Source organism: Streptomyces sp. B1I3, assembly GCF_030816615.1.
GTDB lineage: Bacteria > Actinomycetota > Actinomycetes > Streptomycetales > Streptomycetaceae > Streptomyces.
Genome location: NZ_JAUSYD010000001.1, coordinates 6577992 through 6591895, shown reverse-complemented (window position 1 = coordinate 6591895; position 13904 = coordinate 6577992). Strand labels below are relative to the sequence as shown.

The window sequence follows — 13904 nt, the reverse complement described above, 5'->3', positions numbered from 1 at the left end:
CGCCCGGCGACCGGTCCACTGCAAGGGCCAATGAACACCCCGTGGACCGCTTCGCACCGGACGGCCCCTCCGGCCTGCGCCGCGCGCCCTCAGGTACCGGGCCGGTCCGCGAGGGCGACCGGCGGCTCGTCGTCCATCTCGAACGCGAGCGGGAACGGCGCGTGCCCGGCGAGCCGGAACAACCGCACCGTCCGGTGCGTACGCAGCGCCCGGGCGGCCCGCACGGCGTCGTTGTGGAAGCGCCGTGCCATCGGTACCCGGCGCACCGCCGCGGCCAGTTCCCGCGCCGCCTCCTCCCCGCCGGGGATCTCCTTGACCGCCTCCACCTGCACCGGCTCACCGAACACGGCCCGCAGGGCGGTGCTCAGCTCGCTCTCGGCGACCTCCCGCTGCTCCTCCGCGGCCTGCCGGGCCGCGTGCGCCGCCTCGTACAGGACGATCGACGCGGCGGGATCCAGGACGCCGGACGTGGCCAGTTCCTGGGTGACCGAGGCGCGGCGCAGCAACTGGGCGTCCAGGGCCGCGCGGGCCGCGTCCATACGGGAGTGGAGCCGGTCGAGCCGACCGGCGGTCCAGCTGAGGTACAGGCCGATCGCGAAGAGCGCGACGGCGATCCAGATGAAGGTTTCGATCACCCACCGAGGTTACCGGCGGTGCCGGGACCCCCCGGGCACGCACCCCTTCCTCGGCTCCCAGTACGCCAAGCCCGCAACCCGCGGGCACACGACAGCCGCACCGTCCCCCAGGCGCACAACGTATGACGGCCCCCACCACCAACGCCGGGCGGCACCCGGGCTCACGACGCACGACGACCGGCCCGGGGGCGTGCAGGAGGGTCCCCGCAGGGTGACGAACACAATCCAGGCCCACCCCACGTACGACTGGAAACGTTCGTCACCCGAGGAGACACTCCGGAGGGCCCCCGGGCCCCACCCACCGACGCGGGGCGGCACCCGGCCCCGGGCTCACGACGCACGACGACCGGCCCGGGGGCGTGCAGGAGGGTCCCCGCAGGGTGACGAACACAATTCAGGCCCACCCCACGTACGACTGGAAACGTTCGTCACCCGAGGAGACACTCCGGAGGGCCCCCGGGCCCACCCACCGACGCGGGGCGGCACCCGCCCCCGACCGGCCCACCCCACGTGGGACGGCCACCACCAAGCCCGTCCGGCGATTGAGGACAAACCCCCGAGCCGGGACCGGACCCGGACCCGGACCCGGACCCGACCCCCGAGCCCTCAGTCCCGGGCGGCCAGCCCGAACCGTGCGCGCAGCCCCGTACGTTCGTCCGTGTCCACCGCCGCCGCCCCGTCCGCCACCGTCTCGTACACCGCGAGGATGTCCGCCCCCACAGTCGACCAGTCGAAGCGGCGCACATGCGCGCTGCCGCGCTTCCGCAGTCCCGCCCGCCGCTCCGGATCGGCGAGCAGCCGGATCGCCGCCGAGGCCAGCGCGTCGGCGTCCTCGTTGGCGAAGAGGTCACCCGCGGCGCCCTGGTCGAGTACCTGCGCGAACGCTTCCAGGTCGCTGGCGAGCACGGGCGCGCCCGCCGACAGAGCCTCGACCAGGATGATGCCGAAGCTCTCACCGCCGGTGTTCGGCGCGACGTACACGTCGACGCTGCGCAGCAGCCGTGCCTTGTCCTCGTCGCTCACCATGCCGAGGAACTCGACGCGGCCGCGCATCTCCTCGGGGAGTGAGGCGACCGCCTCCTCCTCGTCACCGCGGCCCGCGACGAGCAGCCGGGTACCCGGCCGGGCGGCGAGGATCGCGGGGAGTGCCTTCATCAGGACGGGCAGCCCCTTGCGCGGTTCGTCGATGCGCCCTATGAACCCGAGCGTCCCGCCCTGCCATTCGGCCTTCGGCTCGGCCCCGGCGAAGAAACCGACGTCCACGCCGTTGGGGATGAGCACGGCGTCCCCGCCGAGGTGCTCGACCAGGGTGCGGCGGGCGTACTCGCTGACCGCGATGCGCGCGCTGATCTTCTCGAGTGCCGGCTGGAGGATCGGGTAGGCCGCGATCATGGCCCGGGAGCGCGGATTCGACGTGTGGAACGTGGCGACGATCGGCCCCTGCGCCGCCCAGCAGGCGAGCAGCCCCAGCGACGGCGAGGCCGGCTCGTGGATGTGGATGACGTCGAAGGTGCCGTCGTGCAGCCAGCGCCGCACCCGCGCGGCGGACAGGAAGCCGAAGTTCAGCCGGGCCACGGAGCCGTTGTACGGGACGGGCACGGCCCGGCCCGCGGACACCACGTACGGGGGCAGGGGTGTCTCGTCGTCGGCGGGCGCCAGCACCGAGACCTGGTGGCCCAGGCGGATCAGGTGCTCCGCCAGGTCACGGATGTGGAACTGCACGCCGCCCGGGACGTCCCAGGAGTACGGGCAGACGATGCCGATCTTCACGGAGCTTCCCCCTGGGGATCCAGATCGGAGAGCCAGAGCCGCTGCAGCATGTGCCAGTCCTCCGGATGCTCGGCGATCCCGGTGGCGAAGGCATCGGCCATCGCCTGTGTCATGGAGGACGTCTTCTCGATCCGGGTGCCTGTCTCCGGTACGGCGACAGGCGGATGGATCTGCCCCTGCATCACGGACGTGCCGTCGTACCAGAGGGTGACGGGCAGCAGCAGCGCACCGGTCTGCTGGGCCAGCAGAGCCGGGCCGGCGGGCATGCGGGCGGTGTCGCCGAAGAAGTTCACCTCGACGCCGGAGGCGGACAGATCGCGGTCGGCGACGAGGCAGACCAGCCCGCCCGCACGCAGCCGCCGGGCCAGGGTCCCGAACGCGGCCCCTCCGTTGTGCGGCAGGACCTCCATGCCCAGGCCCTGGCGGTAGGCCACGAACCGGTCGTAGAGGCTTTCCGGCTTGAGCCGCTCGGCGACCGTCGTGAAGGGCACCTTCAGGTCCGTGGTGGCCCATGCTCCCGCCAGGTCCCAGTTCCCCAGGTGCGGCAGCGCGACGACGACCCCCTGGCCCGAGTCGAGAGCGTCGGTGATGCGGTGGATGTCACGGACGTGTATGGACGCCTTGATCCGCTGCGGACTCCAGGTCGGCAGCCGGAAGGACTCCATCCAGTAGCGCATGTACGAGCGCATGCCGGCCTTCGACAGCTCGGCGAGCCGGGCGGCGTCCGCGTCGGGCACCACCCTGGCGAGGTTCGACTCCAGGCGCAGCACGGACTTCCCGCGCCGCTTCCACACCTGGTCGGCCAGGGTGCGGAAGAGCGCCGCCGCGACCGGCTCGGGAAGCTTCTTGACCGCGCCCCAGCCGAGCCCGTACAGCCCGTCGGTCAGCCGCCCCTTCAGGTCGGATCCCGTGCCGCTCACTGCGCGGCCTCGCTCCCCTGGTCCGCCGTCCCGCCCGCGGTGGCGGCAGCGGCGTCGGCCTCGGCCGACTCCCTGCGCACGGTCACCACCCGCTGGACCAGCGTCACCAGACTGCCCACCGCGACGATCCACAGCGCGATCGGCAGCAGGACCTGGATTCCGGGTACGCCGAAGCCGTGCAGCCCGGCGAGGCCGGCCGCGACCAACGAGATCACCAGCCGCTCGGCACGCTCCACCAGCCCGTTCACCGCGACCGGCAGGCCGATCGACTCACCGCGCGCCTTCGTGTACGAGACCACCTGGCCGCTGGCCAGACAGAAGATCGCGACCGCGCACAGCATGGTGTCGTCGCCGTCGCCCGCGTACCAGAGCGCGAACCCGGCGAAGATCGCCCCGTCCGCCACCCGGTCGAGCGTCGAGTCCAGGAACGCGCCCCACCGGCTGGAGATCCCGGCCTGCCGGGCCATGTTGCCGTCGACCAGGTCCGAGAAGACGAAGACGGTGATGACGATCGTGCCCCAGAAGAACTCCCCCATGGGGAAGAAGACCAGCGCACCCGCCATCACTCCGGCCGTACCGACGAGCGTGACCGCGTCGGGACTGACCCCGAGACGGAGCAGCAGAGCGGCGAACGGTGTGAGGACACGCGTAAAAAATGCACGCGCGTACTTGTTCAGCATGGCCTTCCCGAGGTTCGGTGGGCCGCGCGGCCCCTTCGGCCACCGGCGGGCCCATCGTAGTCACGAGCCGGGCCTGCCCACGGCGGGGCACCCCGTCCGGGGGATCCGGCGCCCGCGGCGGCCGTCTCCGCCCGGCCGCACGGACACGGGCCGCCGTGCCACCGCGGCGGGGCCGCGGCCCGACATATGGACGCGGCCCGGGGTGAGTGGAAAGCTCGAAGTACCGCGGGCGTCGCCGAAGCCGTCGGTGAGGCGTCCACGCCCGTGCGGCATCTCCCCTCACCGCGCCGGTGCCGCCGGCACCGCGCCACCCACCGGGAGGCACGCATCATGGGCGACAGGACACATACGCACACCGGAGCCGCCGGCAGGGCGGCGGCGGCCGAGCGGCCCGCTTCCGTACGGAACGTGGTGCTGGTCGGCCACAGCGGCTCCGGCAAGACCACCCTCGTCGAGGCTCTCGCGCTGACGGCGGGAGCGATCAACCGGGCGGGCCGGGTCGAGGACGGCGGGACCGTCTCGGACCATGACGAGATCGAACGGCGTCGCCACCGCTCCGTACAGCTCTCGCTCGTCCCCGTCGAGTGGGAGGGCTACAAGATCAACTTGCTGGACACCCCCGGCTACGCGGACTTCGTCGGGGAGCTCAGGGCCGGTCTGCGAGCCGCGGACGCGGCCCTCTTCGTCGTGTCGGCGGCGCAGGAGGCCGGCGCCGTGGCGGGAACCACCCGTGCGGTGTGGGAGGAGTGCGCGGCCGTGGGGATGCCACGTGCCGTCGTCGTCACCCACCTGGACACCGCGCGCACGTCGTTCGACGAGATGACGCGGATCTGCGGGCGGATCTTCGGGGGTGAGGACCCCGACGCCGTACTGCCGCTCCACCTGCCCGTGCAGGGGCCCGAGGGCCCGGACGGGCACGCCCCGCTCACCGGGCTCACCGGCCTGCTCACCCAGCGGATCCTCGACTACTCCACCGGGGAGCGCCGCGAGCTCCCGCCCGCCGGTGACCAGCGCGAACCACTGTCACGCGCCCGTGACCGGCTCATCGAGGGGATCATCGCCGAGAGCGAGGACGAGACGCTGATGGACCACTACCTCGGCGGCGGGGACATCGACGCCGGGACACTCGTGGAGGATCTGGAACGTGCCGTCGCACGCGGCTCCTTCCACCCCGTCCTCACGGCGGCGCCGGCCGCCGAGGGCGCCCGTCAGGGCATCGGCACGGTCGAGCTCCTCGAACTGATCACCCGGGGCTTCCCCTCCCCCCTGGAGCGCGCGCTCCCCGCCGTCACCACCCCCGACGGCTCCCCACGCCCCGCCCCGGCCTGCGATCCCGGGGGCCCGCTGGTCGCCGAGGTCGTGAGGACGGCGTCCGACCCCTACGTCGGGCGGGTCTCCCTCGTCCGCGTCTTCTCCGGCACACTGCGCCCCGACGACCCCGTCCACGTGTGCGGCCACGGTCTCACCGGCCCCGGGCACGAAGCGCGTCCCAGCCATGACGCCGATGTGCGTGTCGGCGCGCTCTTCGCCCCGTTCGGCCGGCAGCAGCGCCCTCTGGACCGCTGCATCGCCGGTGACCTGGCATGCGTGTCGAAGCTGGGAGGGGCGGAGACCGGCGACACCCTCTCGGACCCCGGTGGCCCCCTGCTGATGGAGCCGTGGGCCATGCCGGACCCGCTGCTGCCGCTGGCGGTACGCGCCCACGGCAAGGCCGACGAGGAGAAGCTGTCCCAGGGGCTGGCCCGGCTGGTCGCCGAGGACCCGACGATGCGGCTGGAACAGAACCAGGACACGCATCAGGTCGTCCTGTGGTGCATGGGCGAGGCCCACGCCGAGGTGGCGCTGGAACGCCTGCGCAGCCGGTACGGCGTGCAGGTGGACGCCGTACCCCACCGGGTCCCCCTGCGCGAGACGTTCGCCTCCCGCACCGTCGGCCGCGGCCGGCACGTGAAACAGTCCGGCGGCCACGGCCAGTACGCCGTCTGCGAGATCGAGGTGGAGCCGCTGCCGCCCGGTACGGGCCTCGAATTCGTCGACAGGGTGGTCGGCGGCTCGGTGCCCCGGCAGTTCGTCCCGTCCGTCGAGAAGGGCGTGCGCACCCAGGCCGCCCGCGGTGTGGCGGCGGGACACCCGCTCGTCGACGTGCGCGTCACCCTGCTCGACGGCAAGTCGCACGCGGTGGACTCCTCCGACGCCGCCTTCCAGACAGCGGGCGCGCTGGCCCTGCGCGAGGCCGCGGCCGACACCAGGATCCAGCTCCTCGAACCGGTCGCCGACGTGCGGATCCTGATCCCGGACGACTACGTGGGCGCCGTCATGAGCGACCTCGCGGGACGGCGGGGCCGAGTGGTCGGCACCGAGCAGGCGGCCGGAGAACGCACGCTCGTACGCGCCGAGGTGCCCGAGATCGAGATCGGCAGATACGCCGTCGACCTGCGCTCCCTGACGCACGGCACGGGCCGGTTCGACCGGGCGTACGCCCGGCACGAAGCCATGCCTCCCCAGCTCGCCGAACGCGTCCGCGCATCGCAGGAAAACACCACAAGCAGAAGCTAGGTGACCGGAAATGGTGTCTGCCGCCCGCACCCGGCCCCGCCGGCGGGCGGCGGCACGTTCCGGACGATACGCTGTGGTCCCAGCTCAGAAGGTGTGCGACGTACGTTAGTTGGGAAAAGCCGCAGGAGCAGACCGTGCGGCGAGTGGGGGCGGCAGTGGCCAACGACGGATTCGATTTCTCTCCCGGAGCTCAGATCCCGCTCCAGGGTTCGGCCGGGCAGGCGGTGGCGACCAACGCCCTCGCCTCCGCCGCGTACCGCGACAGCGATGTGACGGAGATCCTCAAGGCCAACAGCGAGTGGCACAAGTCCGAGGTGAAGCCGGGCGACGCCAAGCTACTCAAGTCCGACTACTTCAAGCCGAATCTGGGCGAGGCCTTCTCCCGGGCCGTACAGGAACGCATGCTCGGCGGCGCCCGCAAGGCGCTCATCCAGTCCTTCGGCACCGACCCGCAGACCGTCGTCGAGCACTGTCTGTCCGCCACCCGGCTGCGCAAGGCACGCGACACCCGGCTGACGCTGGTCACCGCCGTCTTCGGCTTCGCCTTCCTGCCGGGGCTGCTTTTCTGGGTCCTGGCCTTCCGGCTGCGCGACTCGCTCAACAAGTCCAAGGACAAGGCGTTCCAGGCACTCGGCGGCCTCCTCCTCCTCGTGTTCGGCGCGGCCGCCGCCGTCGGCCTGATCGCCATGCCGCTCACCGGATTCCTGGCCCTCTACCTGCGCCTCATGGCGATCGCACCGCTGATCGGCTGGCTGCTCGCCAAGCGCATCGCCGAAGCCTCGGCCAAGGACATGCGCGCACGCTGGGAGGGGCTCCTGTCCGGCGCCGCCGTGAGCGCCAAGATCCCCGAGGCCGTGCCGAAGAATCCCAGCGAGACCGCCCGGGAGGCCCTGCGCCAGGGTCTGGAGAAGCTCTCCGCCGAGCAGCAGTCCAACGCCGTCTTCTACGCCGGTCCCAAGGGCATCCTCGGCATGGGCACCCGCTGGGGCAGCTGGCAGCTCGCCGAGGAGCTCACCCCCGCTGACCCGGCCAAGGAGATCCACCAGTTCCGCAGCTGGGACGTCGTCCGGGCCATCCACGACCAGCTGAAGATGCTCGAGCGCGGCCCGCTGAACACCGGCGGCTTCCCCACCCCGTCCGTCAAGCACTGGATCGTCTCGCCCATCGGCGAGAACGCCGACTCCGTCACCCGCCCCGAGGGCGAGGACGTCGCCACCTTCCAGATCAAGCCGCACGAGATACAGCGCATCTGCAACCACCAGCAGTTCGGCAGTGGAGACCGGCACTACCTCGGCGTCCAGTTCACCCTCTGGGACGGCCAGCTCGTGGTCACGATGCTGATCACGGTCACCGTGCTCCACGAGACGCTGCGCATCGAGGTCACCGGACACGCCCTGGGCCCGGTCCACCCGCTGTTCCTGACCAAGCCCGCAGCCGAGACCAAGACCGTCAAGAAGGCCGTCCGCTTCTGGGAGACACGCACGGTCACTCTCCCCGTCGTCAAGGCGAACGAGGTCGTCAGGCTCGCCCTGCGGGCCCCGTTCACCTGGTATCCGCCGCTGCTCGACTACCTCGGCGGCAAGATCGTCCTGCCCGAGCCCTTCGGCCTGCGTCACGCCTGGGCGGCCAAGCCGTGGGGCCACCGCTTCATGGCGGACGACGCCATGCGGGCGGCCACCCCCGTCCTGCGCGTCGTGCACGCGGCGGCCATGCGGGTCCTCAAGGAGCACGGCGTCGACACCGAACGCTTCGACAACCGCTCCATGGTCCTCAGCGGGATGGTGCAGGACGCCGCCCCGCGGAAGGCCGACGTCTACGACGCCTGACGGCGTGAGGGGTGCGCTTCCCGGCCGGGAAGCGCACCCCTCACGTCGTGTACGAGCCGCTCAGACCGCCGGCAGCTCGGCGGGCCACACGCCGGCGAGCATCGTCCGGGTGTCCCCCAGCAGCTGCGGCAGGACCTTCGTGTTCCCCACCACCGGCATGAAGTTGGTGTCCCCACCCCAGCGCGGGACCACATGCTGGTGCAGATGGGCGGCGATGCCCGCGCCGGCCGCGGCACCCTGGTTGAGCCCGATGTTGAATCCGTGCGCCCCTGAGGCCGCCCGCAGCGCGACCATGGCCCGCTTGGTGAAATCGGCAAGCTCGGCCGTCTCCGGCACGGTCAGCTCCGTGTAGTCGGCGACGTGCCGGTACGGCACCACCATCAGGTGCCCCCCGTTGTACGGATACAGGTTCAGCACCGCGTAGACGCGCTCGCCGCGCGCGACGACCAGCCCGTCCTCGTCCGACTTCGACGGGATCACGCAGAAGGGACACCCGTCCCCGGACCCCGGGCCGCTCGGCTTGTTCTCGCCCTGGATGTACGCCATCCGGTGGGGCGTCCACAGGCGCTGGAACGCGTCGGGCGACCCCACTCCGATCTGCTGCTCCGGCTCACTCGTCATGCCGGCCAGCATATTGCTTCACTCCCGCCGCGCGTGTCGCCGGGGCCGCCCCCGCGGGCGCACCGCGATGCTGACGCCATGAGCGACCGCCCCGCCGACCCCGTGCCCCGCCGGTTCAAGGAATGGGACCAGCGCACCCAGGTGCCGCTCCTCGCCGCGGCACTCCTCTTCCTCATCGGCTACGCGGTCCGCGTCCTCGCCCCCCACGACACCCAGCCCTGGCGGGACATCGCCCTCGGCCTGGTCGCCACCACCTGGGCGGTCTTCGTCGTGGACTACGGCGTACGGCTCCGCCTCAGCGGCCTCGGCCGGCGCTTCGTGCGCACCCACTGGCTGGACACGCTGGTCCTCCTGCTGCCCCTGCTGCGTCCGCTGCGCATGGTCCAGCTCTACACGGCGGTCCAGAAGCGCCGCCAGGAGCCACGGCTGAGCCTGTACGCCCGGGTGATGTCGTACGCGGGCCTCACGGCCGTGCTCCTGGGCTTCTCCGCCGCACTCGCCGTGTACCACCAGGAGCACGGAGCGCCGGACGCCTCGATCCGCACGTTCGGCGACGCGGTGTGGTGGGCGTGCGCGACGCTCACGACCGTGGGGTACGGGGACGCCGTACCGGTGACGCCGCTGGGGCGGCTGATCGCGGCGGTGCTGATGGCCTGCGGCCTCGCCCTGCTGGGTGCGGTGACGGGGTCGTTCTCGTCGTGGCTGCTGCAGGTGTTCGCCAGGGAGGACGAGAGGAGGCCCCCGGGGAGCGGGTAGCTCTCCGGGGGCCTCCTCCGTCGTACGGGTCAGACCTGGACGCGGTCCTCGACGGCCTTCGCGATCTTGGCGATGGCGTCGTCGAGCGGGATGCCGTTCTCCTGCGAACCGTCGCGGTAGCGGAAGGAGACGGCGCCGTTGGCCATGTCCTCGTCGCCCGCGATGATCATGAAGGGCACCTTCTGCTTCTGCTGGTTGCGGATCTTCTTCTGCATCCGGTCCGAGGAGGCGTCCACATCGACCCGCAGCCCCTGCTTGCGCGCCTTGGCGGCGAACTCCTGGAGGTAGGGGATGTGGGTGTCGCCGATCGGGATGCCGACCGCCTGCACCGGGGCCAGCCACACGGGGAACGCACCCGCGTAGTGCTCGAGGAGCACCGCGAAGAAGCGCTCGATGGAACCGAACAGCGCGCGGTGGATCATGACCGGGCGCTGCTTGGTGCCGTCGGGGCCGGTGTACTCCAGGTCGAAGCGCTCGGGCAGGTTGAAGTCGAGCTGCACGGTCGACATCTGCCACGTACGGCCGATGGCGTCCTTGCACTGCACCGAGATCTTCGGGCCGTAGAAGGCGGCGCCGCCCGGGTCCGGGACCAGCGGGAGGCCCTGCTTCTCGGCGACCTGGCGCAGCGTCTCGGTGGCCTCGTCCCAGGCCTCGTCCGAGCCGACGAACTTCTCCGGGTCCTTGGTGGACAGCTCCAGGTAGAAGTCGGTCAGACCGTAGTCGCGGAGCAGGTTCAGGACGAAGGTGAGCGTCCGGTCCAGCTCCTCGGCCATCTGCTCCCGGGTGCAGTAGATGTGCGCGTCGTCCTGCGTGAAACCGCGCGAGCGGGTCAGGCCGTGGACGACACCCGACTTCTCGTACCGGTACACGGTGCCGAACTCGAAGAGGCGCAGCGGCAGTTCACGGTACGAGCGGCCGCGCGCGTCGAAGATCAGGTTGTGCATCGGGCAGTTCATCGGCTTGAGGTAGTAGTCCACCCCGTCGTCGAGCTGCATGGGCGGGTACATGCCGTCGGCGTACCAGTCCAGGTGGCCGGACTTCTCGAAGAGCTTGCCCTTGGTGGCGTGGGGGCTGTAGACGAACTCGTAGCCCTCCTCCTCGTGGCGGCGCCGCGAGTAGTCCTCCATGGCCCGGCGGATGACGCCACCCTTGGGGTGGAAGACGGCGAGGCCGGGCCCGATCTCGTCGGGGAAGGAGAAGAGGTCCAGCTCGTTGCCGAGCTTGCGGTGGTCGCGCTTGGCGGCCTCCTCAAGGAACTCCAGGTGCGCCTTGAGCTCGTCCTTGGTGGGCCACGCGGTGCCGTAGATGCGCTGGAGCATCGGGTTCTTCTCGCTGCCCCGCCAGTACGCCGCCGCGTTCCGCATGAGCTTGAACGCCGGGATGAACCGGGTGGTGGGCAGGTGCGGCCCCCGGCAGAGGTCCTTCCAGCACAGCTCGCCGGTCTTGGGGTCGAGGTTGTCGTAGATGGTCAGCTCGCCGCCGCCCACCTCGACGTCCGCGCCGTCGTCGCTGGAGGCCGAACCCTTGATGCCGATGAGCTCGAGCTTGTAGGGCTCGTCGGCGAGCTCCTCGCGGGCCGCCTCGTCGGTCACGACCCGGCGGGAGAACCGCTGGCCCCGCTTCTGGATCTCCTGCATCTTCTTCTCGATGGCCTTGAGGTCCTCGGGCGTGAACGGCTTCTCGACGTCGAAGTCGTAGTAGAAGCCGTCCTTGACCGGCGGGCCGATGCCCAGCTTGGCCTCGGGGTGCAGCTCCTGCACGGCCTGCGCCATCACGTGGGCGGTGGAGTGCCGCAGGATGTTCAGGCCGTCCTCGGAGGAGATCTCCACGGGCTCGACGAGTTCGCCGTCCTGGAGCGCGTACGCGAGGTCCCGCAGCTCGCCGTCGACCCGGGCGGCGACGACGGTGCGCTGCCCGGGGAAGAGCTCGGCGGCCGTCGTGCCCGTCGTCACCACGTGCTCTTCCCGCTCGGAATCGCGTTGGATGATCACACGGACGTCTGACACCGGTCTCTCCTGACTGAGGGGATGCGACGCCTGTCTGTGGCGTACGCAAGAGGAATCGTACCGAGCCGGAGCCTCCCGGCGCCAAAGGGATGCCGGGGCGCGGGGCCTCTCGCCCGGATCGTGCCGGGCCCGCGTGCCCCGGCACCGCGCCCCCGCGCGGCCTGTCCGGACGCGGGGCCCTACCGCTCGTCCCCCGTGCAGGCCTCCTCGAAGAAGTCGAGGTTCTCCTGGAGCGACTTCATCAGCCGGTCCCGTTCCGCCTCGTCGACCTGGACCGGCGCGACCTGTGAGGCGCCGGTGAGCCGCCGGAAGCCCCCGCGGTTCTCCAGCCTGCCCTCCACCCGCAGCGGGAGCCCGACCAGATGGGCGTGGCCGGCGATGCGGTACGCCTCCTCGTCGAGCTCCATCCGTACATGCCCGACCTCGGCACCCGCGAGGACCCGCAGCCGTACGACGCCGGGGCCGCGCGGGCCCGAGCGGCGCAGCCGTACGACGGCGCCGGTGATGCGGACCGGGACGGCGGGCTCGTCCCTGAGGTAGCGCGCCCCGGCCAGGCGCAGGGCGGGCAGGTCGCCCGGGGAGAACTCCACCGGCTCGGGATTCTCCGGGCAGCCGAGGGGCGTCCCGGCGGCGGGCGCCCAGGCCAGCGTGATCGTGGTGCCTTCCGTGCCGCGGACCAGGGCGACGACCGCCTCGGTCAGCTCCCTGCTGACCCCGGCGGCGACGGCACCGTCGAAGGCGTCCAGGCCTCCGGTGGCGCGCTGGAAGTCGACGGCCTCCCGAGTGGCGTGCAGGGCCTGGTGGAGCTGTACGGCGACGGCCCGCCCGGAGGCGACGGGAACGAACGCGGTCAGTGTGCGTCCGTCGGGTGCGGGTCCCACGAGGGTGCCGTCCAGTGCGGCGCGGGCCTTCCTGCGGTGGCGTGCGCCGTGGTGGCCGGCCCGGCCGCGTACGGCGAGCGCGCCGGCGAGCAGGATCTGCCGGGCCGCCGTGCGCAGCGTGTCCACCTCGGTCCACCCGGCGGCACCTGCGGCGCCTTCGGGGACATCGCGCCACCAGCGGATCTCGTCGCTGGGCACGGTGAGGGCGACGAGGACGTCGCGGGCGGACGGGGCCGCGGCGCGGGCGAGTGCGGTGAGGGCTTCGGCGAGCAGGTCCTCGCTGTCGGGGAAGGTGGTGCTGTCTGGGACGAGCAGGCTGGTACCCGGCTCGTCGGGGCCGGGCGGGGTCCACCGGCTGTAGCGCCCGGCGGCGCCTCCGCGGCGGCACCATCCGTGCCTGCGCAGGAGTGCGCCGAGGACGGCGGGGTCGACGCGCGCGGGATCGGGGCCGGGGCCCGGCCCTTCGGGGGCGTACGGATGTGCGCGGGGGCCCGCCGGAACCGCTCCGCCGGGTTCGTCCGTCGACCGGTGCATCAGGGTCTCCCTCCGGCCCCGACCCGGGCCATGATCTCGCAGAGTGCTCGGTCGTCGAAGATCCGGGAGGTCGGGATCCGCACGGTGGTCCTGTGACGTCCCGTCACCGCGTGGCCGGCCAGGTTGGTCCAGTAACAGCAGTGCCGCAGGTCGAGCCGGTCGTGTCCGGCCCGCAGCCAGTCGTCCTGGCTGCGGGGCACGAGCATCACGACCAGGATCTTGTGCACCGACACGGGGGTCCGTGCCAGCTTCACCAGGTGGGCGTTGTCGAGGGTGAAGGAGAACGCGGCGCCCGGCGGGCGCGGGGCGATCTGGTAGGTGCACTTGAGCTGCACCTTGACGGTCACTTCGTCGTCGACGGTGTGGACGGGGGCGCCGTGGCTGACGTGCCAGTCGATGCCGTTGTCGGGAAAGGGCTGCGACAGGGAGCATCCCGCGGCGGCGGCCACCGCGTGCAGGTAGCCCACCTGAAGGGTCTCCATGCAGGCGGTGGTGGCGAGTGTGCCGCGAAGGGGTGGTGCGGTCCTCTGCGGCGGCGGCCCTGCCCCGTACTCCTCGGCGTGGGCGGGACCTGCTGGATTCGGCTGCGCGAGCGCCATGGCTCCGTGTGCCTTCCGGGCTGTGCCGACCGGTTGCCCGGTCTCCGCTGACGGACCGGTCAACTTCCTTGCCCGTCATCTCTGTTGTCACCGCAGGAGACGTGCCGCAAACGGCGTATC

11 protein-coding genes are annotated in these 13904 nt (G+C 71.9%); 3 read left to right on the top strand and 8 right to left on the bottom strand.

The genetic code is table 11. The features are described from left to right. Positions 1-89: 89 nt before the first annotated feature. From QFZ58_RS30005 to pgsA, 4 genes are all read right to left on the bottom strand, one after another. Complete coding sequence (locus QFZ58_RS30005; protein WP_307128014.1) at positions 90-635, bottom strand: hypothetical protein; 546 nt, start codon at positions 633-635, stop codon at positions 90-92. Positions 636-1241: 606 nt separating this feature from the next. After that, complete coding sequence (locus tag QFZ58_RS30000; RefSeq protein WP_307128013.1) at positions 1242-2405, bottom strand: glycosyltransferase family 4 protein; 1164 nt, start codon at positions 2403-2405, stop codon at positions 1242-1244. Further along, positions 2402-3325: a phosphatidylinositol mannoside acyltransferase gene (locus QFZ58_RS29995; RefSeq protein ID WP_307128012.1), complete on the bottom strand. Its 924-nt coding sequence runs from the start codon at positions 3323-3325 to the stop codon at positions 2402-2404. Before QFZ58_RS29995 ends, QFZ58_RS30000 begins: the two co-directional genes overlap by 4 nt. Next, complete coding sequence (gene pgsA, locus QFZ58_RS29990; RefSeq protein WP_307128011.1) at positions 3322-4005, bottom strand: phosphatidylinositol phosphate synthase; 684 nt, start codon at positions 4003-4005, stop codon at positions 3322-3324. Before pgsA ends, QFZ58_RS29995 begins: the two co-directional genes overlap by 4 nt. Before the next feature lie 330 nt (positions 4006-4335). Between pgsA and QFZ58_RS29985 the strand changes: the two genes are divergently transcribed. Both QFZ58_RS29985 and QFZ58_RS29980 read left to right on the top strand, forming a co-directional pair. Then, complete coding sequence (locus QFZ58_RS29985) at positions 4336-6561, top strand: elongation factor G-like protein EF-G2 (protein WP_307128010.1); 2226 nt, start codon at positions 4336-4338, stop codon at positions 6559-6561. 155 nt (positions 6562-6716) lie between these two features. Continuing rightward, positions 6717-8387 (top strand): hypothetical protein, encoded by a 1671-nt coding sequence (locus tag QFZ58_RS29980; protein ID WP_307129041.1) that lies wholly within the window; start codon positions 6717-6719, stop codon positions 8385-8387. A gap of 60 nt (positions 8388-8447) precedes the next feature. On the opposite strand, the gene QFZ58_RS29975 is transcribed toward QFZ58_RS29980, so the two are convergent. Beyond that, positions 8448-9020 (bottom strand): HIT domain-containing protein, encoded by a 573-nt coding sequence (locus QFZ58_RS29975; RefSeq protein WP_307128009.1) that lies wholly within the window; start codon positions 9018-9020, stop codon positions 8448-8450. A gap of 66 nt (positions 9021-9086) precedes the next feature. On the opposite strand from QFZ58_RS29975, the gene QFZ58_RS29970 reads away from it, so the two are divergent. Further along, positions 9087-9764 (top strand): potassium channel family protein, encoded by a 678-nt coding sequence (locus QFZ58_RS29970; protein WP_307128008.1) that lies wholly within the window; start codon positions 9087-9089, stop codon positions 9762-9764. Between the two features lie 29 nt (positions 9765-9793). Here QFZ58_RS29970 and thrS read toward each other — a convergent pair whose 3' ends face one another. From thrS to QFZ58_RS29955, 3 genes are all read right to left on the bottom strand, one after another. Beyond that, positions 9794-11770, bottom strand: coding sequence for a threonine--tRNA ligase (gene thrS, locus QFZ58_RS29965; protein WP_307128007.1), 1977 nt, complete (start codon positions 11768-11770; stop codon positions 9794-9796). Between the two features lie 179 nt (positions 11771-11949). Further along, positions 11950-13185 (bottom strand): hypothetical protein, encoded by a 1236-nt coding sequence (locus tag QFZ58_RS29960; protein WP_307128006.1) that lies wholly within the window; start codon positions 13183-13185, stop codon positions 11950-11952. Beyond that, the gene (locus tag QFZ58_RS29955) at positions 13185-13784 is read right to left on the bottom strand and encodes a DUF4365 domain-containing protein (protein WP_307128005.1); all 600 of its coding nucleotides are present in this window, start codon (positions 13782-13784) and stop codon (positions 13185-13187) included. The genes QFZ58_RS29960 and QFZ58_RS29955 overlap by 1 nt, the downstream gene beginning before the upstream one ends. Positions 13785-13904: the final 120 nt, after the last annotated feature.